The 24,156-nt window shown below is 58.1% G+C and carries 18 protein-coding genes; 11 read left to right on the top strand and 7 right to left on the bottom strand.

What is annotated here, in order from left to right; genetic code table 11:
• A partial coding sequence (locus HY30_RS05525; protein ID WP_034738006.1) for a TonB-dependent receptor occupies positions 1-1,487 on the bottom strand: 1,487 nt, incomplete at its 3' end.
• Between the two features lie 354 nt (positions 1,488-1,841).
• On the opposite strand from HY30_RS05525, the gene HY30_RS05520 reads away from it, so the two are divergent.
• Positions 1,842-3,194 (top strand): neutral/alkaline non-lysosomal ceramidase N-terminal domain-containing protein, encoded by a 1,353-nt coding sequence (locus HY30_RS05520; RefSeq protein ID WP_206741417.1) that lies wholly within the window; start codon positions 1,842-1,844, stop codon positions 3,192-3,194.
• 306 nt (positions 3,195-3,500) lie between these two features.
• Here the strand turns inward: HY30_RS05520 and HY30_RS05515 are convergent, their stop codons facing one another.
• Together HY30_RS05515 and HY30_RS05510 are read right to left on the bottom strand one after the other, a co-directional pair.
• Positions 3,501-4,643 carry an alpha/beta hydrolase gene (locus tag HY30_RS05515; protein ID WP_081812075.1) on the bottom strand — a complete coding sequence of 381 codons (1,143 nt, stop codon included), beginning with the start codon at positions 4,641-4,643 and terminating at the stop codon, positions 3,501-3,503.
• 38 nt (positions 4,644-4,681) lie between these two features.
• A complete protein-coding gene (locus HY30_RS05510; RefSeq protein WP_051614903.1) occupies positions 4,682-6,058 on the bottom strand; it encodes an MFS transporter in 1,377 nt (458 codons plus the stop codon).
• 134 nt (positions 6,059-6,192) lie between these two features.
• Between HY30_RS05510 and HY30_RS05505 the strand changes: the two genes are divergently transcribed.
• The 4 genes from HY30_RS05505 to HY30_RS05490 all read left to right on the top strand — a co-directional run bounded on the left by HY30_RS05505 (position 6,193) and on the right by HY30_RS05490 (position 10,356).
• A complete protein-coding gene (locus tag HY30_RS05505) occupies positions 6,193-7,095 on the top strand; it encodes an ROK family protein (protein ID WP_034737963.1) in 903 nt (300 codons plus the stop codon).
• On the top strand, positions 7,095-7,985 hold the full coding sequence (locus HY30_RS05500) for an alpha/beta hydrolase (RefSeq protein WP_051614901.1): 891 nt from the start codon (positions 7,095-7,097) through the stop codon (positions 7,983-7,985). The genes HY30_RS05505 and HY30_RS05500 overlap by 1 nt, the downstream gene beginning before the upstream one ends.
• 23 nt (positions 7,986-8,008) lie before the next feature.
• Positions 8,009-9,082, top strand: a complete 1,074-nt coding sequence (locus HY30_RS05495; protein WP_034737961.1) for an alpha/beta hydrolase — start codon at positions 8,009-8,011, stop codon at positions 9,080-9,082.
• 146 nt (positions 9,083-9,228) lie between these two features.
• Positions 9,229-10,356, top strand: coding sequence for a glycoside hydrolase family protein (locus HY30_RS05490; protein WP_155839257.1), 1,128 nt, complete (start codon positions 9,229-9,231; stop codon positions 10,354-10,356).
• A 17-nt stretch (positions 10,357-10,373) separates the two neighbouring features.
• On the opposite strand, the gene HY30_RS05485 is transcribed toward HY30_RS05490, so the two are convergent.
• The 3 genes from HY30_RS05485 to HY30_RS05475 form a co-directional block, all read right to left on the bottom strand.
• Positions 10,374-11,390, bottom strand: a complete 1,017-nt coding sequence (locus tag HY30_RS05485) for a LacI family DNA-binding transcriptional regulator (RefSeq protein ID WP_034737957.1) — start codon at positions 11,388-11,390, stop codon at positions 10,374-10,376.
• A 298-nt stretch (positions 11,391-11,688) separates the two neighbouring features.
• Positions 11,689-12,966: an SGNH/GDSL hydrolase family protein gene (locus HY30_RS05480; protein ID WP_051614899.1), complete on the bottom strand. Its 1,278-nt coding sequence runs from the start codon at positions 12,964-12,966 to the stop codon at positions 11,689-11,691.
• 55 nt (positions 12,967-13,021) lie between these two features.
• The gene (locus tag HY30_RS05475) at positions 13,022-14,233 is read right to left on the bottom strand and encodes a GDSL-type esterase/lipase family protein (RefSeq protein WP_081812073.1); all 1,212 of its coding nucleotides are present in this window, start codon (positions 14,231-14,233) and stop codon (positions 13,022-13,024) included.
• Positions 14,234-14,310: 77 nt separating this feature from the next.
• On the opposite strand from HY30_RS05475, the gene HY30_RS05470 reads away from it, so the two are divergent.
• The 4 genes from HY30_RS05470 (at position 14,311) to HY30_RS05455 (ending at position 20,350) form a co-directional block, all read left to right on the top strand.
• The gene (locus HY30_RS05470; RefSeq protein WP_081812072.1) at positions 14,311-16,413 is read left to right on the top strand and encodes a TonB-dependent receptor; all 2,103 of its coding nucleotides are present in this window, start codon (positions 14,311-14,313) and stop codon (positions 16,411-16,413) included.
• A 275-nt stretch (positions 16,414-16,688) separates the two neighbouring features.
• Entirely contained in the window at positions 16,689-18,248 is a 1,560-nt protein-coding gene (locus HY30_RS05465; RefSeq protein WP_206741416.1) for a carboxylesterase/lipase family protein, read from the top strand.
• A 58-nt stretch (positions 18,249-18,306) separates the two neighbouring features.
• Positions 18,307-18,570, top strand: a complete 264-nt coding sequence (locus HY30_RS05460) for a DUF4212 domain-containing protein (RefSeq protein ID WP_034737954.1) — start codon at positions 18,307-18,309, stop codon at positions 18,568-18,570.
• A 4-nt stretch (positions 18,571-18,574) separates the two neighbouring features.
• The gene (locus HY30_RS05455; protein ID WP_034737993.1) at positions 18,575-20,350 is read left to right on the top strand and encodes a sodium:solute symporter family protein; all 1,776 of its coding nucleotides are present in this window, start codon (positions 18,575-18,577) and stop codon (positions 20,348-20,350) included.
• Positions 20,351-20,388: 38 nt separating this feature from the next.
• Here the strand turns inward: HY30_RS05455 and HY30_RS05450 are convergent, their stop codons facing one another.
• Positions 20,389-22,086 (bottom strand): class I adenylate-forming enzyme family protein, encoded by a 1,698-nt coding sequence (locus tag HY30_RS05450; RefSeq protein ID WP_034737952.1) that lies wholly within the window; start codon positions 22,084-22,086, stop codon positions 20,389-20,391.
• A 607-nt stretch (positions 22,087-22,693) separates the two neighbouring features.
• Here HY30_RS05450 and folE point away from each other — a divergent pair.
• On the top strand, positions 22,694-23,410 hold the full coding sequence (gene folE / locus HY30_RS05445; RefSeq protein WP_034737950.1) for a GTP cyclohydrolase I: 717 nt from the start codon (positions 22,694-22,696) through the stop codon (positions 23,408-23,410).
• A 1-nt stretch (position 23,411) separates the two neighbouring features.
• Positions 23,412-23,840: a BLUF domain-containing protein gene (locus HY30_RS05440; protein WP_034737948.1), complete on the top strand. Its 429-nt coding sequence runs from the start codon at positions 23,412-23,414 to the stop codon at positions 23,838-23,840.
• Positions 23,841-24,156 lie beyond the last annotated feature (316 nt).

Genomic DNA, 24,156 nt, shown 5'->3' with positions numbered 1-24,156 from the left:
GGCTCCAGGCCTACCTGCGCGGGCACACCGGCCAGCTGGAGGGATTCAACCTGGATCTGCGACTGCACGATCCCTGCACGGAAACCTGTGGACGCGGTAACGAACATCGTCAGGTCGTCGGTGGGCAGGTAGGAGAGGTTCACGCGCCATGTGGTGACGTCCTTTTCGGTCGCCAGCGAACTGGTTGCGTCCTCGAAGGTACGTTTGTCGTGATACTGACGAAGGCCGACAAGCGGAACCAGCTTGCCGTCGAACAGGTCATAGCTGACCTCTCCGAAGACGGCGTGGTTCTTCGTGATCGTGTTATTGTCCGCGTTGATCAGCACACCCGGGCGCTCAAGCGTGTTAGCCTGCGGGCCCTCACCGTCCTGATAGGACGCGCCGATAAGCCAGTGCAGAGGACCTGCACCCGTCGAGTTGGCGCGAACTTCCTGTGCGAACATTTCCGGGTAGAACTGGCTGGAGAAATAGCCTTGTGGCGCGAGCGGAACATAGATGCCGAAATTGCCCGTCAGGTCGCTTGTCGCGCTGGTGATCGAGAAATTGTCGAAGTCCACGTTGGCGGTGAAGCTCAGCAGTTTGAAATCGCCATTGCCGTAGCTGGGCTGGCCCGCCGTGTTGGCATAATAGGCTGGCTCGACCGAGGCCATGTTGCCGAGGAAATCCTGACGGGGCTGGAAGTGCCAGTACTGGGCACGCAGGGTGATATTGTCGGTCGGTTTGGCCAGGGCGACGATGCGGACATCGTCATTCTTCGAGCCGTTGACGCCAGTGGCATCCGGTGTGCCGTCATAGGCGCCGAAGTATTCGTCGGCCCAGCCGGGGTTTTCGGATGTGCCGCCGCTGATGCGGATTGCCAGCTTGTCCTTGATGAGCGGAACGGAGACAGCGGCTGCCGCACCAAAATTGTCGCCAACGGCGTCCTTGGTTTGCGAGGCTTCGAGTTCAGCGCTCCATTCCATGTCGGTGAGGTTCGGATCCTTCGTGTGGAAAATGAACACACCGCCGGAAGAGCCCTGTCCGTAGAGTGTGCCTTGCGGGCCACGCAGGACTTCGACGCGTTCCATGTCGAGGAAGCGGACGGGCGGCGCGATGCCGAAATTGGTCACGATGAACGGGACATCATCCAGATAATAACCGATGGGCGAATCGCCGTTCGCGTTGCTGCCGCCGGCGCCGCGCAGATTGTATGAGCGCGATGCGACGGACTGGCGTTGGCCTTCATAGGCGCCCGGTACGGTCGAGATCAGATCATCGATCGTGTTGATGTTGCGGACCTTGAGGTCTTCGCCGCTGAATGCCTGAACGGCAAGCGGCACGCTTTGTAGTTCCTGGGCGCCGGTTTTCGAGGCCGTGACGACGACGGTGTCGAGTTCATAGTCCTTGTCTTCCGGCTCGGACGTGCGCGCCTGAGCATAAGCAGAACTGGTCGCCATGGAGATCGCAATCACCAAAGACAATGCGGTTGTATTACGTGTACGCAGCATTTTATCCCTCCCTAAGGGTTTAATATTCTTTTGTAGTCCAAACGTTTGCATACTCCTAGTTCACGGATATTCCTAGAGGGCAAGATGTCGGCAAAAATATTTTTTATTGGGCGTTGCTGAAATGCACGGAAGGCGCGGCCAGCCTCTGGTTGATCCCATGATCGAAGCCCCATGCATGGCCCCTACCTTAGGTTTTTATCCCCCTGGCTTCCTCGGGACTTGCGTGTGCAGCGGTCCAGGCCTATTGAAATACAAACGGTTGCAATATTCAGAACAACCCAGAGGGAGCTGCCAATGATCACTAACAACTTGAATCAAAATCTATTTTGCGCGGGACGGAAGCTGCTGGCGCGCTTGGCTGCGCGTCTTGTTTCAATGCGTGCGCCTGCGATTGTCGGCGCATCGCTATGCCTTGCTGCGCCACTGGCGGCCTATGCTGGGCCCCTGAAGGTGGGCGCCGCAAAGGTCGACATAACGCCGTCCCCCCTGCCCGAGAATTTCCTTGGAGTGCTCGACCCGATTTATGCCCGCGCCATTGTCGTTGAGAGCGACGGTAACCGCGCGGCCTTCATTACGGTTGATACGGGCGGTATTTCCACCGACATCTGGAAAACCGTCAGCGAGCGCGCCGCGAAAGAGCTGAACATTCCCGTGGACCAGATGATGCTGACCGCGACCCACACGCACAGCGCGCCGTTTGGCAGAAAAGGTGACGCCTATGTGGACCTCATCTACAAGTCGGTGAAGGAAGCCGCCGCAGCGCTGCAGCCTGCGCAGATGGCCTATGGAACAGGCGTTTCCTATATCAATGTAAATCGTAACATTATTGATCCCGAGACGCATCGCTGGTGGGAAGGCCCCAACTATGACGGTCCGACCGACAAGACGGTCGCTGTTGTCAGGTTTGAAACGCCTGAGGGCGAACCGATCGCGGTTTACTATAATTACGGCGTTCATGCTGTATTGACGGGCAACCTGGACCTCATAAGCGGAGACCTGCCCGGCGCCACATCGACCTATATCGAGGACTCGCTGGGCAAGGATGTTATCGCTGTCTATTCGAACGGTGCAGCCGGTGACCAGAACCCCATCTATTTCCAGCAAACCTATGACCTTCGTGCGATCCGGATCGATGACTACGCCGCGCGCGGCGAAGACATCAGCAATGCCATGCCGCCGGGCGGCCAAGGCATGGATCGCAGTAATCCCGAAGTTGCGAAACTGATGGAACAACAAAAGCAGATGAAGCTTTCAATGGGTCAGATGCTGGGCGAAGAAGTGCTTCACGTAATGCGTCGCTCGCTGGAGCGGCCTGTATCTGAGGCGAGTATCCGCGGTATGCGCAAGACGGTATCCTGCCCCGGCCGAGTGCGTCTCGACAAGGGGCGTGCAGGCTATGCCGGGCAATATGAAGATGCTGACCCTGTCGACATACAGCTGAGCCTGCTGAAGATCGGCGATACGGTGATTGGCGGCGTCAACGGGGAGGTCTTCACGACCATTGCCCAGCGGTTCAAGCAACTGTCGCCCTACAAGCACACGATGATGACCACACTCACGAATGGCACGGCCAAATCAGGATACATTCCGAACGATGCGGCCTATGGCCAGTATACATTCGAAGTTATTTCCTCGCGCCTTAAGCCCGGTTGCGCCGAGACGGCGATTGCCGAAGGCCTTGTCGACCTGATCGACGCAGTCGAGTAGGGGCAAGGGGACTGACATCGGCTTAGACGGAGCCGTTCATCCGATCCGTTCAGGGTGCGCGTCTGCTTGGCAGGAGCGCGCCCTTTCTTTTGTGCCGACACCAGTCAGCCGTTTTGGCGCAGGCTCTGGCACCGCGTTCCACCGCCGCAGGTCCATACGTGTAGATACAAAAAAGGGGCGCCGTGCTGTCGCGCGGCGCCCCGAAGTTTAGAGGAGGAAGTCTTCCTCGGTGGTGGTGTGTCCGAATTAGACCTCCAAATGGTCCGGCCACATGGCATGGCGGGATCATTTCAGTTGGACCGGACCTCAGCTGCCGAGATGGCTGTTGAAGAAGTCGATCATGACCTTGTAGGCGTCGCGCGATTCCGGGACGTCGGGATTGTAGAAGAAGCCATGGAACATGCCTTCCCAGACGTGGAGGTCTGCTTCGACACCGAGCTTCACGAGACGGCTATGAGTGTAGACAGCGGCGCTCATTTCGAATCCGCGTGTGCCCGTGATGATCTGCGTTGGTGGAAAGCGGGACAGGATCTCATCGGACTCCGTTGGCGCGACGAGCGGATCGTATGGGTCGGCTTCGGACAGGTAAGGCATTTGCGAGCGTGCCGGCTTGTCGGAGGCCGGTGCGTCTGTCGGCGGCGCCATGAAGCGTCCCTCGCCAATGGCTGTGGCGGTATAGTTGGCGTCACCGCCGAAGCCCTTCACTGGCGGGGCTGCGCCTGCACAATAGATGCCGATGGCACCTGGCATCGGCAGATCATGGGTCTGGAACCAGGCCATGGACATGCCGGTCAGCATGCCGCCGGCTGAGCAGCCGTAGATGCCGATATTTTCAGGCGCATAGGTTTTGAGGAGCTCGGCATAGACCTTGGCGACATCTTCGCTGGCGGCCGGGAACTTGTACTCAGGGCCCTGGCGATATTCCACGGCAACAACCCGGAACCCACCCAGCGATGCCAGCGGAACGGACTCAAGTTCCGCACAGGCAGGCCAGCACGTCATGAAGCCGCCGCCATGAAGATCAATCAGGACGCGGTCCTGTTGCTCGGCGGAGACGCCGCCAACGGGCGTGTAATCATAGACATGGACACCGCCGATGCTGGTGTCCGTCTTGCTGAAGGGAAACAGCTCTGCCTGACGGTCCATATAGGTTTTCAGGAACATGGGCGCGCCGATCTCTTCGACGGTCTTCAGGAGTTCCGGATTCTGCATCGTGTTCAGGTGGTCGGTGAGATAGGCCTTGCCCTCAGGGCTGAGATAGTCAGAGACCGGCACGGACATGGCAGGAACCTGGACCGTACCGTCCGGCTGCACGACGACCTTGCTGGAGGCGGGCGGCACCTCGGCCGGGGTGCTTGCGCACGCCGCAATGGCCATAACGGAAAAGGCGATTGCGCACGCGAGTGCGAAATCTCCGGGTTTTCGTTGCGAGGTTGGCTTTGTATCCATTTCTCTTCTCCCTGGCGTTATTGTGAGGTTATCGGGCTTCATGGGTGATCTGCCATCGCGGCACCGTCCGCGGTGGCGACTTCGGTCTTGACCCACCAGACGGCCGCAGCCGCGCAGAACATGCAGACGCCGCACAGGCGCAGTACGTTGCGGGCATCGCCGCCGAGCAGCGGTTCGTAGTAGAATGGCAGGGTGGCGGCGAGCAGCAGCATCGGGATCACGATCATCATGTTGAAAATGCCCATGTAGACGCCCGTGCGATCTGGCGGGATGGCATTCGACAGGATGATGTAGGGATTGCCCATGATGGAGGCCCAGCCGATACCAATGCCGATGGCCGGGATGAACAGCATCCACTTCTCCGAGGCGAAAGGCAGGCTGAACATGCCGATGCCTGCCAGAATGAGGCAGAAAGCGTGAATGCGATGCGCGCCGAAACGTTTGGCAAGCGGCACCATGGCGAAGGCGAGGAGGAAGCCGAGGCCGTTGTAAAAGGCAGCCATCTCACCATTCGCCAGAACCGCGGAACGGAACCCATCCGAAACGGCATCCGATGTGCCGAACACAGAGTGGCCGATCGAATAGACGACATAGGCCCAATAAGCGGCCATCGCGTACCACTGGAAGAGGCTCATCAGGGCCAGCTTGCGCATGGCGACGGGCATCTCGATAATCGCCTGCCAGATCTCCGCGAAGACTGGAAGAAAGCCTTTCGGCTTGGCGTCGATGGCGGCTTCTTCCTCAGGGGTCAGGGGGAGCTCAGGTACCCGCAGAATGGACCAGAGAATGGTGGTGAGAGAGAGGAAGGCGCCAACCATGAAGGCATAGCGCGTGACATAGGGAATGTTGTGGCTGTCGATGGCGTTCATGTTCATGCCGAGCACGTAGACCATGAAGGAGGGGGACAGGAAGGCGAGCATCTGGGCAAGGCCGGTAAACGCGCTCTGGGTCAGGAATCCGAGTTGTCGCTGTTCCGGTTCAAGACGGTCACTCACATAGGCCCGGTAGGGCTCCATGGTGATATTGTTGCCGGCATCGAGGATCCACAGCAGGCTGGCCGCCATCAGGATGGACGAGCTGAGGGGCATGAAGAACAGTCCCAGCGAACATAGGATGGCGCCAAAAATGAAGTAGGGGGTGCGTCGGCCCCAACGTGACTTGGTCTTGTCGCTCAAGGCGCCGATGATGGGCTGGACGATCAGTCCGGTCATGGGGCCAGCCAGCGTCAAAATGGGAAGCGCTGCTTCATTTGCCCCAAGATAGGAATAGATCGGGCTCATATTGCCCTGCTGCAGACCGAAGCTGAACTGCAGGCCGAGGAAACCGAGATTCATTTCCAGGATGCGCAGAACGCTGACATGCGGACGGGGAATCACGCCCTCGTGTGCGGGTCTGGTGCCTGTAGACTGAACCATGTTGTCCTCCCAGCCCTGAAATATTTATGAGATCATCAGGATCAGACTTGCTTATACGAGGCATATTTGCGGCACACAACAATCGATTGCTTTTTTGCTTCTGCCATGGGAATTTTAGGTTCGGGAGTGTGTAGATGCCTAAACAGAATGGTCTTTTCGTCGGCGGTGTGGATGGGGGTGGAACCACCTTCAAGTGCTGCATCTCCACGGTTGAAGGCGAAATACTGAGATCCGAGCGCTTTGTCACGGAAAGGCCCAAAGATACGATAGACGCCTGTGCCGATTTCTTCGCGCGCTGTGCCAAGGATGGCCAGCCTGCTGAGGCTATTGGGATTGCCTGCTTTGGTCCACTCGATATTGATCCTCAGTCTGCTAACTATGGCTCCATCCTGAATACGCCAAAGCCTGGCTGGAGTGGTTTCAACGTCAGGAATGAGTTGGCCCATGGGGCGGGCCTTCCTGTCGTTGTCGATACGGATGTGAATGGCGCGCTGGCAGCCGAAATGGCCTGGGGCGCGGCGCGCGGGGCCAAAAGCGCTGTTTATGTAACTGTTGGAACGGGAATCGGTGCCGGGATATTCGCCAATGGCGACTTCCTCGGGCGCCCGACCCATCCGGAATTCGGCCATATCCGCGTGACCCGCCATCGGGATGATATCTATGCCGGGGCCTGCAGCTTTCATGGCGACTGCCTTGAGGGCCTTGCGAGTGCGCCAGCGGTAGAGGCCCGGTTTGGCCCGCCCGCACTGATGGCGGCGGACCATCCCGGCTGGGAAATCGTGGCCTGCTACCTTGCCCAGGCGTGTATCTCGCTGACACTGACTGTGCGCCCCGAAAAGATTGTGCTGGGCGGGGGATTGCTGCTGGCGCCGGGGCTGATCGATCACATTCGCGAACAGTATGCCGCCATGCTGAATGGTTATCTCGATATGCCGACAGACGCCGTTGCGCAGTTGATCGTGCTGCCGGGGCTGGGCGACAATGCCGGGCTGCTGGGCGGCGCCCAATTGGCGCTGAAGCGCCTGGCGGGCGAGTGATGGTGACGGCGGAGCAGCTTGCGCTTGAGGCGTGGTGCAGGGGCGAACAGGTATTCCTGTGGCCCGACGGCGTGCCTGGTGGGGCATTTGCTGCGCAGGCAGTGCCTGATGGGTGGCCGCAAACCCAGATACGCAATACCGCGCAGCCTTATGTGCGTGTTTTCCGGTCGGCGAGCCCCAACGGGCGCAGCCTTCTGGTCATTCCCGGCGGCGCCTACACATTTGTTTCCATTGCCAATGAGGGTGTTGATATTGCCCGGTCAATGACCGCCAAGGGGTATACGGTTTTTGTGCTTGTCCACCGTCTTCCGTGTGAAGGATGGGATTACCCGTCGAAGGTTGCACTTCAGGATGCGCGGCGTGCCCTTGCATTGATTGGTGAAATGTCGGCAGCGCTTGGGACAGACGCTACGCAAGTGCATGTCCTCGGATTTTCCGCTGGCGGGCATCTTGCCGCGTCACTGGCCACACGGCCGGGCGATGAGACGACAGATGCGTCGTCCCTACGCTCGATGGCGCTTATTTATCCCGTTATTTCGCACGAGAAGCGCATTGGAAATGCCCTGTCGACGCAGAGCCTGCTGGGCGACGATCCTTCGGCAGATATGATCGCGCTTCACTCGCCTGCGCAGCATGTTTCGGCGGATACACCACCGGGATTTTTCGTGCATGCGCTGGATGATGCTGATGTGCCATCCGAGAATAGCCTGCTCATGGTCGGAGCCATGCAGGCAGCTGGCCGTCCGGTCGACCTGCATTTGTTTGAAACCGGCGGACATGGCTTCGGCCTTGGCGATCCGCACCTGCCGGTGGGCCATTGGATTGAGCTCTACTGTGCTTGGCTCGACCGGAATGACGACAAACCAAAAAGCGCCCGTGATGCGCGATAGAAAATATAGAGGAGACAACGAGGATGGTTGATTTCAACAGACGGCAGTTTGCCATGCTGGGCGGCATGACATTGCTTGGCACGCTTGCGGCCGGGTCGCTTGGGGCGTGCGCCTCGGCCCCCACAGCGGTTAGCAGACCTGACCTAAGTATGGTCGATCCGGAACTGCGCGAAGCTGCGACACGGATCCTGGAAATGTCTTCCAAAGGCAGCGGATATTCAGATAAGACCCTGCCGGCAATGCGTGAGCGAGGCGCGTCCTTTGTGAAACCGTTTCTGCCAGACGTGCCGGTGGAGGAGCGGAAGATTCCCGGGGCAACTGGCATGCCGGATGTTGCCGTTTTCGTGGTCAATGGCGGAGGCGATAGGGGGCGCCCAGCCATCCTTCACACACATGGCGGCGGACATATTCTTGGGTCGGCAAAAGGCGAAGTCCCTTACCTCCAGGCCATGGCGCGCGAACTCGATTGCGTGATCGTGACCGTCGATTACCGGCTTGCGCCGGAAACCAAATATACCGGATCGGTAGAAGATAATTATGCGGGTCTGCTCTGGCTCTACAAGAATGCAGATGCGCTCGGTGTGGACAGGGCCCGCATCGCGCTTCTGGGCGAAAGCGCCGGCGGGACGCATGCGGCGCTGCTGGCGATTGCAGCACGCGATCGCGGCGAGGTGCCTATCGTTCTTCAGGCGCTGATATACCCGATGCTTGACGATCGGACTGGCAGCACGCGTTCCGTACCGCCCTTTATCGGCGCGATTGGGTGGGATGCGAAAGCCAACCGCTATGGCTGGACATCATTCCTGGGACAGGAAGCTGGAAGCGCGACTGTTCCAGCGGCTGGTGTGCCTGCACGCGTCACCGATCTTACGGGATTGCCGCCCTCATTTATAAGTGTCGGCGCGCTCGACTTGTTCGTGTCGGAAGACATCCAATATGCGAACCGGCTGATAGAGGCGGCTGTGCCGACTGAGCTGCTGGTGGTGCCGGGTGCGTTCCATGGATTTGACCGTATCGGTGCCGAAGCGGCTGTTTCGAAGCGTTTCGATGCCGCGAAGATGGCTGCTTTCCGGCGTGCTTTCGAACAGCCTGTGTAGGTCTGCGCTCTGCGCGATCCCATGCGACCACACAGGGTGTCTGTCGTTACGAATGAATATAGCAATCGATTGTATATTGCGGTAGACAAGCAATCGAAACGCCAAAGCCTTACCGGGCCTCTATCAGTCCGGGGACGAAGGACCTTATGAGATCGAAAGTTAGTGTGAATGTCCCGGAGGCATCGGCAACGCGCTTTACCAAAGGTATCGTGCATCCAGACCTATGGCTGTGGGACTCATGGACCTGCAAGTCTGAGGGCAAGGATCACCTGTATTGTCTGGCCTTTGCCCGGAAGGATTCCGAGGGACGTCCAACCTCACCGGCACAGAGGAATGATTTTACATTCCATATCCGGCATTTTGAAAGCGAAGACGCCGGAGCGTCATGGCACGACCGCGGCGCGGTCGTGCAATCAAGCTCTGAGCCGAATGTGACCTTGAGCGATAATATATGGAGCGGATCCACCCTAAAAGACAGCGATGGGAAGTTTCTGTTTGCTTATACCGGCCTGCCAAGGGTCTCGATGGATCGGCGGTTTCTTCAAACCATCTGTATCGCGGAAAGCGCTGTGCCAGACAATGTGCCAGGATTGCCCCTGACGCCTGTTTCAGACCCGGTACGCGATTACGACTCCATTCGTGCCGCGGGTTACTTCCTCGGCGAGCGTGAGATGCTGGGTGCTAATTGTGGCGAATCAGGTGGTCCGATCCTGGCCTGGCGCGACCCGTTCCTGTTCATGCATGGAGACAGAATCCATGCGCTCTGGGCGGCCAAGGCTGCGCCTTTGCAGCCCGCTGTGGCGCATGCGATCCTGTCCCGGAATGATAGCGGGGACTTCGTCGTGGACGAGTTGCTTCCGCCGATGCTGTTGCCCGATGGCGATGAGTTTACGCAGGCCGAAGTTCCGAAGATCTATTTTGATGCAAGCAATCAGCAATACTGGCTCATCATTTCTGCCTGCAATCGCATTTCGGAAGATCAGCCTGATGATGAAATCGTCAAAGACCAGCGGCTATATGTAAGTGAATCCCTGCGTGGCCCCTGGATCCAGTATCGCGGGACGACGAGTGTTATACCGGATATCGAACATCTGTTTGGTGCCAGCGTGATGGACGCAGACTTTCCGGCGGGTCAGCTCACGCTGATTGCTCCCTATACCGAAATGGCGGATCCCTCGTTGCAGCTGACATTCGCGCCGGTTGCAACTGTCGCGCTTCCGGGGCGGGACCAAATGACGGCACTATTGGGAAGAAGCCTGGCTGACGGAGCCTAGCCAGTGCGTGCGATGGGCTATCGCGTTGGAACGCTGGACTGACGGACAACAAGTTCGGTATTCGTCAGGCGTGATCTGACCCGCTCTCCATTGATCTTTTTCAGGAGCAGGGAAACCAGGAGCTCGCCGCCTTGCGCAATGTTCTGGTTGATCGTGGTCAGGGCAGGGGTCGAGAGAGCAGACTGGCCGATATTGTCATAGCCCACGACGCTGACATCATTCGGAACACTCAGCTTGACGGAGTGAAGGGCGTGGATCGCGGCCATGGCCAGCACGTCGGATGCCGCAAAGATCGCGTCAAATTCCACACCGGATTTCGCAAAGTCGATCACGGCCTTGTAGGCTTTGCGGCCACCGAAGTTCACGGGAAGAATGAGACGTTTGTCATGGGACTTGCGGGCTTTGGTGTGGACTGCGGCAAAGCCGTCATAGCGCAGCTGCACTTCCGGAAGCGAGACATCGCCCAGAAACAGTATGCGTCGGCGGCCCACGGAAAAGAGATGTTCAGCCGCGAGGCGGCCCCCTTTTTCGTTGTCACTGCCGACAAAGGTGTAACGGTTGTGCGCGAAGCGGCCGCCCCAGACCACGACATTCTTGCGAAGGTCGCTGGCTTCGTTCAGCCGATCTGACCGGCCGGCTTGCCCAATCACGATCAGGCCGTCAGCCCGGCCCGTCTGCAGGAGACGACGCTCAGCAATCTGACTCTCGGACTGGGGAAGACTTATGACCAGATCATAGCCAGCCCGTGCAGCGGCGTTTGACACCGCACCAACCATTTCCAGATAGAAGGGATCCGAAATGGTCTGTTCGGACTTCGCATCGATCGGGATCACGATTCCGAGCATGTTGCTGGACTGGCGCCGCAGGCTTTGCGCGGAAGCATTGACCACATAGCCGAGCTCATCGGCGAGTTTCATGATGTGATCTTTGGTCTTCTGTTTCACGAGGGGGCTGTCGGCCAATGCGCGCGATACCGTCGAAATATCGACTTGAGCCTGCTTCGCCAGCTCGCTCATGGTTACGCGCTTGTTCATTGTTTTTGCTCCAAACTTGCGCCTGCCCACGCCGCTTGTTTCTTATCTGCCAACCCAAGAAATACAAGAATTTTGTAAAACATATGGGGCATTTCGCGTTATGCAAGCAAGTGTGGCGTCCGGCACGCAAATCGATTGGCCGGAAATGGAAAATAGGCGAGATGGGAAATTCCCGAATGGCGCTAAAGATATATCTTGCCTGGATCCGCTCGCGGCGAATTCGGAGTAATGCCCCGCGGTGGTGCGGTCCCGGCATCACGTCAGTAAAGGGATATTACCACGTCAGGCGGTAATTGTTTCACTGAAAGATCTGGAGATCGATGGCATCTGCCATGGCGCTGTAGCCGGCGTCGGAGGGGTGGATCGAATCGCCTGAATTATAAGCCTCAGCCAGGCGGCCTCCATCCTGCGGATCCCTCACCACGGCATCAAAGTCAATCACGGCATCGAAGGCGCCTTCATTCCGTATCCAGTCGTTCACCTCCTGCCTGATCACTTCTTTTTCATCCGTTGCGTAACCGGGAAGGAATGAGCCGAGATCGGGCGTGAGTGTTGCGCCGATGATTGTCACGCCGCGCGCTTGGGCGCGGTCGATCAGCTGTGAATAGGCTGCGATGATGTCGCTCGTGCCGAGCGTGCGGTATGATTGGGACATACCATTCAAAGTGAGGCCGCTGAGGCCGATATCATTGATGCCCTCCATCAGGATGATGTGGGTAACGCCGGGAACAGACAGGGCGTCCCTGTCGAATCGCGTTAGGGCGCTTTCGCCAAGCACCCCTTCCTCGAGCAGGCGGTTGCCGCCGATGCCCTGGTTGGCAATGGCGACATTCTCCATGCCTTCCGCCCGCAAGCGTGCCGCCAGATAGTCGGGCCATCCGCGCATAAGGGGGTCGCGGCTGCCATTCCCGTCGGTAATGGAGTCGCCAAACGCAACGATCACGCGGTCCACGTCCTGATTATCGACAAGGACGGCCGTCACGAGAGGCCGCGCAACGACGGTCGTTGCGCCTTCGAGGGCTGTGTCGCTTGTCCTGTCATCGCCGGGTGCCATGCTGACAACCAGCTGCTTGTCGGCCTGTGGCGGACTGACGGGATCGACCAGATAGAGGCTGATGGCGACGACATCGCCTGCCGCGACAGACAGGGTTACTGGATCGCTCCACACCGTTCCTCCCGAAAGCACGGAGACGCCAGCCTTATCGTTGAAGGTGAGCTTTTGCATCGTGTCAGGCTTGATTCCGGTTGTATCACTGAGCGCGATGGTTGCGCCATCTATGGCAAGTTTCGGCACGCTCGGGCCGCCAGACATTGCGATACGTACCGAGTCGCCACCGGCGCTGACCCGCATGAGGTAGCGCAGGTTTCCCTCGAGTTGTGGCGAGGTGACACCTGGCGGCAGGATTTCAGGCGGGATCGGCGTGGAGGGGCTGCTTGTCCATGAGGCAACCCAATGCGCATCGCTTGTCGCTATTGGCGAAGCGTCAGGCATGGTCGCGCACGCGGCAGCCGCGACGAGCATGGCGGTTGCGAACAGTGTTCGCCGCGCTACGACGTGAATGGCAATAATGCGCATGGAATGCATCCTTTGAAATCTGCCGACGCTTTAGCCTGACGGTCGGGGGAGGGGACTAGTTTTCTGCCTTGGCGACTGCCTTCTTGATGGCGGCGACGGCATCATCGTGCATGGCAGAATAGCCGAGGCGCTGGGGGTGCACACCGTCATGCGTGTATCCGGCCTGCAGTTCACCCTCATCGCCGACCAGGGCGGCGTAATAGTCGACGTAAATGCCGCCGATCTCTTCAGCATAGTCCTTGAGCCACTGGTTGAGCGAGACGATGCGTTCAACAGGCTTGATGTCGGCGCGCCAGCCAAAGGATTTCGCGGGCGGGATGCTGGCAAGAATAACGACAATACCCTGACTTTGCGCCATGGCGGCCATGGCGCGAATGTTGTTCTTGTAATCCTCGTCTCGCACATAGCCCGTATTTTCGGCAAGATCGTTCGTGCCGGCCATGATGTGGACGGCCGTTGGATGAAGGGCGACCACGTCCTGCCAGAAGCGCGCCACCATTTGTGTGCTCGTCTGGCCGCTGATGCCGCGACCGATCACGCCATCAGAGAAGAGGTCTTTATCGCCGACAGTCCAGAATTCCGTTATCGAGTCGCCCATGAAGACGACTTTCGGGGCCGGTTCACCGGAAAGAGCAGCATTGGCGTCCTTGTATTTGCAGACATAGGCCCAGTCGTTTTTCTGGCGATATTTCTCGCCCTCTTGCAGGGTCGCCAGTTCTGGCGCGCCCCTAATGGACTGATGGGTAAAATTGCTGTCCGGATCGAGAAGGTCATGAACGACGCCGGCCATGAAGCTTGTCACGTCGGGGTCTTCGAGCTGGCATGGTGGCGCCGCATCTGCCGGTGCGCTTTGAGCATTCGCGGCAAAGGGAAGCGCGATACATGCGGCTGACAAAGCCAGGGTTATAGGCCAACGGATGAGCGGATCATTCTTCACTTCGAATTGCCTCCAATGCGTACTTTGTTTTGAGTTGGACATGACGATGCCGAATACGCAATGGCCGTCATTAGAGTCTGACAAGGTGGGTGCATCAAACTTTACTGATGCTGACAAACGATTGTATTGCGGCGGGGTGTTCAGTGCAAGCATGAAGTCTGATGGGCGGAATGTCCAAATGGCAACACTGTCCAAATATTTAATTGAGTGCATTGCGATGCTCAATACACGGTGATAAAGAGTCATGCAATCGATTGGATTTAAGATCGAGTAGATAGGGAGAGGAGCTAGCCATGGGCACTGATCGTGTTCGTCGGGATCATTCGACATCGTCTAAATATTTATTCCTGAAATCTGCGCGACTCGCAGGATTGAAATCCGCGACTAGTGCGATTGGGCTGTCGGCTATGGCGGTCCTTGCTGTTGCGCCAGCGGATGCGCAGGGCGAGGAAGCCTCCGCGCCGGATGACAGCGTGCGCCGCGAGGCCACAATCGTCGTGACTGCCACCAAAACCGGCGCGCAGGCGCTGGAAGATGTGCCGTTTGCGATCCAGGCCTTCAGCGGTGAATCCCTGACAAACCGTAACATCCGGGAAGGTGCCGACCTGATCGAGCTCATTCCGGGCGCGTCGCAGGTGCAGCAAATTGGCGCCGGGTATCGGATCTTCGCTTTCCGCGGAACGGGCGCAGGTGGTCCGGTTGGCGACGGGATGGTTGGCTATTACCTCGATGACACGCCGTTCGGCGTTCCGAATAACCAGACTGCTCCGCCGCTTCAGTATTTTGATATTGAGCGAGTCGAGGTTCTGCGTGGCCCGCAGGGCACACTTTACGGTCAGGGCTCAATGGGTGGCGCGATCATCTATCGCACCAAGAACCCTGACATGCGCGAGTTCACGACCGAGGGCGAAGCCGCCGTGTCGTCAACTGCCGATGCAAGCGATCCGAACTACAGGGTTTCTGCTGCGGTCTCAGTCCCTTTGATCAAGGACAAGCTTGGACTGCGCCTTAGCGGCGGATATGATTACCAGGCTGGCTATGTGGATGTCTATTCAGACGGTCCGGTTGGCAAGCCGCGTCTGACCGATGCCAATGACATTACAGCCAAAAACCTCCAGGCCGTTTTGCTCTGGCAGCCGACGGATGACCTTTCTGTGCGCCTGCGCGCCTGGGAATTCTCGACGGACCAGGACTTCCTGTCTGTCTTCGCCTCTGTCGATCCGCCATATGCAGCGAACCAGGGCGATGTGAATGGCTATGACAAGCGCAAGGCGCGGTTTTACTCCAACACGATCAACTATGATTTCGGCAATTTCACGCTGACGAATGCGACCAGCTATCAGGAATCCCTGCCGGGCGGCTTCAGCACCGGTCTCGGACTGGGCCCACCACTTGGCACGGGCGTCCTGAAAAATGGGGGCGATTCCGACAGCTTCGTGAACGAATTCCGTCTCGCGACCAATACCGACGGCCCGTTCCACTGGGTCGGTGGGCTGTATTACCAGAAAGCCGAGGGCCTCTATACGTTCAACCTCGACTTCCCTTCGCTGTCACTTGATGGCACGACGCTCACGAAAACAGAGAACAGCTCGGTCTTCTCGGAGATCAGCTATGACCTGTTCGACGGCAAGCTCGTACCACTCGTCGGACTTCGTTATTATCAGGACACCCGCAGTTCTGAATCGGTGTCAAATGGTGTGCCCGCCAACAGTAAGGCTGATCTCGACGCAACAACATGGCGTGTGAACCTTGCCTATTATCCGACAGAAGACTGGACGGTGTTTTTCAACGCCGGCACAGGATTCCGTAGTGGCATCCTTCAGTCGCAGGCGCAGGCCGATGCTGTTATTGCGGATGGCGTTCCGACCGACATCTCCCTGCGTCCGGATGAGTTGCGCAATATTGAAGTCGGCGTGAAAGGATCCCTCCTGAATGGCGCCCTGAATGTTGCAGCAAGTGTCTACGATGTGAAGTTCACCGACTTGCAGGCTGCGTTCAATACGTCGATTGGTCTCGCAGCCTTCGCCAACCAGGGTGACGGCAAGACGCAAGGCCTGGACGTTGAAGTCAGGTGGGAAACGCCTGTCGAAGGTCTGAGCCTGGCGGCAATTGCCAACGTAAACAAATCGGAATTCACCAATATCGTTCCTGAGTTTGCTGCAGCCGACCCACGCGCCGGCAATGGGCAAACACTGTTCAATACGCCGCCGCATAACGCCCGGGTTGATCTGGACTACTTCCGTCCGCTTTCCGGGAAGTGGGAGCTGAACGCGAACGCGTCGGCCACCTTCAACAATACCGGTAAGAATCAGGACGCATCCGTAGAACTCATCGGCAATTATGAGCTATTCGATGCGAGCGTGGGCTTCCGCCGCGACAATTACGAGATCCGGCTCTTTGGTGACAACCTCTCGGACGAGCGCGGGCCGACGACGGCCAACGGCGTAACATTGCTGGCTGGTCCTCGGCCCCGCACGATTGGCGTGCAGTTGAGACTGCTGACGAAATAGGTCGGCGAAGTTTTAACTGAGCTGGAGGGGGCGGTCTTGATGCTGGATCGCTCCCTTCCTGACGCACATTTTCTGTGCTGGCTTGTGGGAGAAGACTTATGGCGACCAGAGGTAGGAGTGAGGCGGAAGCAGGCGGCTCGGGTATTGCGCGTCGTGCTGTGCTTAAGGGATCTGCACTCTTGGCTGGTGGTTTGGCAACGGCCTGCGCCGCCGGCAGTGGGGCGAGTGCAGATCTGTCGCAGGCGTCCCGTCCGAAAGAAGATGAGGGTCCGGCCGTGAGAGCGGGAAAAGATACCGCGATCGTCGATACGCAATCCGGCAAGGTCGCCGGGTTTGTTCGAAACGGCATCTTTGGATTCAAGGGCTTGCCCTATGGCGCGCCCACGGGCGGCGAGAACCGGTTCCTTCCGCCCAAGCCCCCTGCGAGATGGACTGGCGTGCGCAGCTCGCGACACTACGGCCCTGTTTGCTTACAGGACAAGGGCATGGGCCGCTTCAATGACGAAGAATCCTTCATTTTCCAATGGAATGACAGCGTCGAGGCGGAAGACTGCCTTCGCCTGAATGTCTGGACGCCCGGACCCGACCAGACGGCGAAGCGTCCGGTCATGGTGTGGCTGCATGGCGGTGCTTTTTCAGCTGGGTCTGGACATGATCTGCCAGCCTTTGGTGGCGAGAACCTGTCGCGGCGCGGCGACGTGGTTGTGGTTACCCTTAATCACCGGCTCAATCTTCTCGGCTATCTCGATCTCTCAGCCCATGGCGACAAGTATGCCGCGTCCGGCAATGTCGGAATGCTTGACATTGTCGCCGCCCTAAAATGGGTGCGCGACAATATCGAAAACTTTGGTGGTGACCCGGGCCGGGTGATGATCTTTGGACAGTCAGGCGGTGGTGCGAAGGTTTCCACGCTGATGGGCATGCCAGCCGCAAAGGGACTGTTCCATAGCGCCGCTGTGATGAGCGGCTCGTTCGGAATGGTCAATACGACCGCAAATTCGCACCGTCTGACGGATCTGTTTCTGAAGGAACTTGGCCTCGACGCAGCCTCGGTCGAGCAGCTTCACACATTGCCTTATGACACAATGCAAAGGGCAGGCGATGCCGTGATGCAGCGCGAAAATGCACCCTTTGACGGCTATGTAGATATCCGCAAGATTCGCAACAATCTGAGCTTTGCGCCGGTTGTTGACGGCAAAGTGCTGCCCGCCTGGCCCTTCAAGGAGTCTGCGCCCGAGACATCAGCGGATGTGCCCATGATCATCGGCACCACCCAGAACGAGTTCGTGACCGGGATCAATAATCCCGAAGCCATGTCCATGACGGAATCGGCCTTGCGTGAGCGTGTCGAGCGTGCCTATCCGGGACGTACTGAGGCAATCATTGCCGCGTTCCGAGAGACAGCGCCTCAAGCGAAACCATTCGAGCTTTGGTCGCGCATTGCGACAGCGCCGATACGCGCGGCGGCCATCCGGCAGGCGAAGGTGAAGGCAGATCTGAAACAAGCACCAGCGTATCTTTACGAGTTCACGTGGCAGACGCCAATCCTGGAGGGCCGACCGATGGCTTTCCATTGCGCCGATATCCCGTTTGCCTTTTTCAATACCGATCGTTGTGACACGATGTCTGGCGGCGGGGCCGATGCACGCGCCCTGAGCGCAACTATCGCTGATGCCTTTATCCATCTGGCGCGTACCGGCGACCCGAACCATGCCGGACTTGTCGATTGGCCCGCTTATATGCCTGCGACATCCCCCACGATGATATTCGATCAGGATGTTCGCGTTTCACTGAACGGTGATGAAGACGCATTGGAAACACTAGGCGACCTTTAGGCGGTTCCAAGCCTCCGGAAGCCATGCAATATACAGCAAAAGCCGGGGGAGATGGGCTATGCAAGATAAGACTGAAATTGACGGCAAGGGCTATTGGCGCGCTGTGTTGCGCCTCACCCTGTCATTGCTCGCGATCTGGTTCCTGGTTTCGTATGGCGCTGGCATCCTGTTTCGCGACTTTCTGGATCAGATGAATATCGGCGGCGCGCCGCTTGGCTTCTGGTTTGCCCAGAACGGCGCGATCTATGTCTTCGTGGCGCTCATTTTCTATTACTGCTGGGCCATGGGTCGGCTGGAACGCAAGTTTGGTCTGAAGGGCTGAGATGATGGATCAGGACTTCTGGACTTACTTCTTCGTCGTTCTCACATTTGGTCTCTACATTGGCATCGCGATCTGGGCACGCGCGGGGTCGACACAGGATTTTTACGTCGCCGGACATGACGTGCATCCGACCATCAACGGCATGGCAACGGCCGCTGACTGGATGTCTGCCGCGTCATTCCTCTCTATGGCCGGGTTGATTGCTTTCCTCGGATATGGCGGTTCGGTCTACCTGATGGGCTGGACCGGCGGCTTCGTTCTGCTCGCGCTGCTGCTTGCGCCGTTCCTGCGGGAGTTCGGAAAATTCACGGTGCCGGATTTTGTCGGCGACCGCTACTATTCCACGACGGCGCGTGTTATCGCGGTAGTCTGTACCCTGTTCATTTCGTTCACCTATATCGCCGGCCAGATGAAGGGCGTTGGCGTTGCCTTCTCCGGCTTCCTCGGCGTGCCGTTCGAATGGGGTATCGGGATCGGCATGGTAATCGTGTTCATCTATGCTGTGCTTGGCGGCATGAAAGGCGTCACCTATACGCAGGTCGCCCAATACGTTGTAATGATATTTGCCTATACGGTGCCGGCGATCTTCATCTCCCTGATCATCACCGGTAATGCAATCCCGCAACTCGGCTTCATTTCCAATGTGCGTGGGGATGATATTTCCATGCTCGACAAGCTGAACGAAGTCGTCACCGGGCTGGGCTTTGGCGCCTATACTGAGACAAGCAAGTCAAAGCTGGATATCTTCGCCATCACGGGCGCCCTGATGTTCGGCACGGCTGGACTGCCGCATGTGATTGTGCGCTTCTTTACAGTGCGCAGTGCCAGTGCCGCGCGATATTCCGCCGGATGGGCACTCGTGTTCATTGCGCTCCTCTATACGACGGCGCCTGCGGTTGGAGCTTTCGCCCGCCTCAACTTCATTAATACGGTCAATGACGCGACCTATATCGAGGATGGCGAAGACTATGATGCGTCCGCTGCGGCCATTGTCGCCGAGGGCGGCAAGCCGGTGCCTGTTTGGTACAAGGATTGGGAGAAAACGGGGCTCCTGTCTTTTGAAGACATCAACGGCGACGGCATCATGCAGTATCGTGGGCCGAATGCGCCTGACGGCATTCAAAACGAACTCAAGCCGAGCAATGATATCTTTGTTCTGGCCAATCCGCAGATCGCGCAATTGCCCGGTTGGGTCGTTGGACTGATGGTGGCGGGAGGTCTGGCCGCGGCACTGTCGACGGCCGCGGGCCTCCTCATGGTGATCTCGTCGGCGGTCAGCCACGACCTGTGCCGGAAGACGCTGTTCAAGGACATGAATGACAAGACAGAGCTGATGGTGGCACGCGGTGCAGCGGCCTCTGCCGTGTTCGCAGCTGGTCTTCTGGGGATATTCTCGTCACAGCTTGGTTTTGTCGCACAGGTCGTCGCCTTCGCGTTCGGCCTGGCGGCCGCCTCGCTGTTCCCGACCATCTTCCTCGGCATCTTCTGGAAGCGCATGAACCGCGAAGGAGCGATCGCGTCCATGACCTTCGGGCTCGTCGCGACCTTCTCCTACATCGTGTATTTCAAGTTCGTGGACCTGGACCCGGCGCACTGGTTGCTTGGCGTGTCGCCCGAAGGGATCGGTTTCCCGTTCATGCTTGGGTCTCTGGTCGTTGGGATGGCCGTATCACTGATGACGGCACCACCTCCGCAGGAAATCCAGGACATCGTGGAGGATATCCGCGTTCCGGGCCTGCGGAGGACATTGGCCGTTGCGCAGGAACATACCGCGCCCTAGCGGCGCGGTTGGCTGGCAACATACAGTCCGTCTTTGATTCAGGCGGACTGTAGTTCCGAGCTGAGACGGTCACGCAGTTCGCGCTTGATGAACTTGCCGCTCGCATTGCGGGGCAGGGCGTCATCAAGGAACCAGATGTAACGCGGCACTTTATGCTTCGCCATGACTGCTGCGCAATGATCGCGCAGTTCTTCCTCCGTGAGGCTGTGCCCCGAATTGAGGACGATGGCAGCACCGACTTCTTCGCCCAGCCTGTCATCCGGCACGCCGAAGACGCAGCACTCTGCAATGGCAGGATGGGTGTAAAGCGTCGACTCAACTTCGGCGCAGTAGATATTCTCGCCGCCGCGCAGGACCATGTCTTTCTTGCGGTCGACGATGAAGATGAAGCCGTCCTCATCAATGCGCGCGACATCGCCCGTATGAAGCCAGCCGTCGGTGATGGAATCAGCGGTCGCTTCGGGGCGGTTGATATAGCCCTTGATGACGGAAGAGCCGCGGACCCAGAGCTCGCCGGTTTGGCCGGCGGGGACGGTCTCACCCATGTCGTCCACGCACTTGGCTTCGAAATTGGGCATGGCTGGGCCGGCGCTGTCCGGCTTGTCGACGAAGAAGTCGCCGGAGACCGACGTGATGATGCCGCATGTCTCGGTCATGCCGTAGCCTGTTCCTGGGCGCGCGGTTGCGACCTGGGATTCGATCTTCTTGACGAGGTCAGGCGGCACTTGCGCCCCTCCACCCGCCAGGGACGTGAGGCTGGACGTGTCGGATGTGGCAAAGTCGGGATGGTTGATCAGTTCGCGCGCCATGACGGGTACGCCGCTCATGGCGGTTACGCCTTCGCGTGCGATAAGGCGGAGCGCCTCGCCAGCGTCCCAGCGATACATCAGCACGAGCGTGCCGCCGCCGGCGGTGACCGCATAGGCGCCGCAATTGTTGGCGGTGACGTGGAAGAGGGGCGTCGTGATCAGGGTCACGGGGATCGGTGGATCTTCAGGAGGTGCCACGCCTGTGGCCCGCTGTGTCGCAAGCGAGGCCGAGGTGGCGGCGTAGACCATGTTGAACAGGTTCGCGATGCAGCCTCGGTGCGTTAGCTGCGCGCCTTTCGGGTGGCCTGTCGTGCCGGATGTATAGAAAATGCAGCAATCGGAATCCGGGTCAACGGTTATATCCGGCATCGTGCCGCCATGGGCGATGACCTCAGCCCATGGGGTGACGTCTGCGCTGGCATCAGGGATACGCACGCCGACGATCTTCATCTTGTCAGCCGTTTCGGGGCGTTCACGTAGTCGATCAAGGCGTTCCGCATCGAGAAATAACACCTTGGGCGCCGAGTCGGTCAGGGCATAGGCCATCTCTTCGGCGGTCCACCAGGCGTTCATGCCGACAACGGCAATCCCGCTGCAGGCGCAGGCCCAGTATATCAGCATCCATTCGGGATAGTTGCGCATGGCAATGGCGACGCGGTCGCCAGCCGTGACGCCTTGGTCTGCGAGCCAGGCCGCGACGGCGTTCACCTGCTCATGTGATTGAGCATATGTGAGTCGCTCGTCGCCATAGACGAGATAGGGGCGGTCAGCGAACTCAGCGGTCGACAGCCAGAATTCCCGCACGCTAGGAGGGGCATTCTTGTAGGTCCGGATCCGGTTGCCAAGCACCTCGGCTTCAATGATTTCAAAGTCGCCACCCGGCCCGGTCAGCTCTTCACGAGCTTTCAACAATTCGGCGTAATGCATGTTTCTTCCCAATGATTTTGAACGATCATACACGCAAGCTCACCGAGGGGAACACATGGCGCCGGGGCAAGTAGTGTCATCGGAAGCATGCCCTGAGCCGCGACGTCCAAGTGGAAGTGGTATGCAGCGGTGTAAATCGTGGGATCATGTAGTCCAAAGTGCATTATCTCATTATAGAACAATGTATTATGTAGCGTGTGCGGCGGTGTGTCAGTCTAATGCGATCCCATCTCTATTATTTGCGGACGAACAGGTATTTGGCAACGAGGAGGTCGCGCTACTCGCGAAGCGCCGCATCTCGTTTCTGTTTGAACCTTATTTGGCAGTTGATGTGCCTTTCGAGCCGGATGAGCCTTCATCACATCTCGCTTTATCGAAAGCCTTGGCCTCAGTCTGATGGCGGGGCGAGAAGATTTCAGGTGAAGTCTTGAACTGCATGGGCGCGCGTCTAGTTCATTTCGTGTCTAACTGAGGGCTACGGCTCTCCTGATCCACAAAACTCAACACTGTCGACCTTGGGGACTGCACCCGCTCCCAGATGGGATAACATGCCCTGATTGCCTTAAGTGTGCTAACGCAATCAAATTGAAGAGCAGAAATACGGAAGATGGCTGACAAAGAAGACAATGCGATTCCCGCCGAGCACGCGCCGGCATCTGTCCGGATCCGTCAGCGCATCGAGCGCGCGCGGAAACGTTTTCATGCTAATGACAATATTGCTGATTTCCTTGAACCGGGTGATCTCGATGCGCTGTTGGCTGAAGTTGAAGAGGGGATGAGGACGGTCCTTCAAAGCCTGGTGATCGATATCGACAATGATCACAACACTCGTGACACGGCGCGCCGGGTTGCGAAGATGTATCTTACCGAAGTTTTTGCCGGCCGCTATGTCGCGCCGCCGGCGGTGACCGAATTTCCAAACGCGGAATCCCTCAATGAGTTGATGATTGTCGGCCCGATCACGGTTCGGAGCGCGTGCAGCCATCACTTTTGTCCGATCATGGGACGGCTATGGATCGGGCTCATGCCTAATGAGCACTCTAACCTGATCGGCTTGTCAAAGTATGCCCGGCTTGCCGAATGGATCATGTCGCGGCCGCAGATACAGGAAGAAGCGATTGCCCAAATAGCGGAAATACTGATGAGCAAGGTCAGTCCTGACGGCCTCGCCGTCGTCATGGAGGCCGACCATTTCTGCATGCATTGGCGCGGCGTGAAGGACGAGGCGGTCATGATCAATAGCGCAATGCGCGGCTCATTCCTCAAGGATCATACCCTTCGTAGTGAGTTCCTGGCGCTGCTTAACTTGAGAAAGCGAGATTGAGATGATTGTTAGGTGCCTGTACGCGAGCCGACCTGCCGACGCCCTGAAGGGTACGTTTCTTGATAATATCCTCAACCAGTCGCGGACAAACAATCCTGCGCTCGGCATTACAGGACTGCTGTGCGTGTCGGACGATCTGTTCATTCAGGTCCTGGAGGGCGGTCGCGATGAGGTCTGTGAATTGTTCAACGCAATTGTCCGTGATTCACGCCACACCCATGTCCGCCTTCTGGACTATGCGGAGATTGACGAGCGCATGTTCGGAAACTGGACCATGGGGCACGTCAGCATCGCCAAGCTCAATCCGGGCATGCTTCTGAAATATTTCAAGCGCCCGACTCTCGACCCGTTCGAAACGTCCGGCAAGGCGACGCTGGCGCTCCTGTCTGACCTGGTCGCGACCGGATCCATCGTTCGCCGCGGCGATTGATCCAAACGCTGCCTGTGCAGGATGGCTGACGGCAAGAACCATTGCGAGCTAGTGGAAAACCGCATCCATCGGGCATTCATTTCGGCCCCCCCTATCGGTATCGAGAAGCACGGGCTCGCCCTCACGGCGCGCCCGATGTGCCAGAAATAGTTCGAATGAGACTGTTTCGTTCATTGAAGGCATACGCGGCGGCTCGTTTGTGTTTGAGTTCCCATTGCATACACTGCTGAAGACAACTGCATCAATTTCGGTGGAGGATACGTATCTTTGACATCACGTTTATACAGTTAGTGTCAAATGAACCGTTTTCTAACTC

The organism is Hyphomonas chukchiensis, assembly GCF_000682695.1.
GTDB classification, from domain to species: Bacteria; Pseudomonadota; Alphaproteobacteria; order Caulobacterales; family Hyphomonadaceae; genus Hyphomonas; species Hyphomonas chukchiensis.
This window is presented reverse-complemented; position numbering and strand designations above follow the sequence as displayed.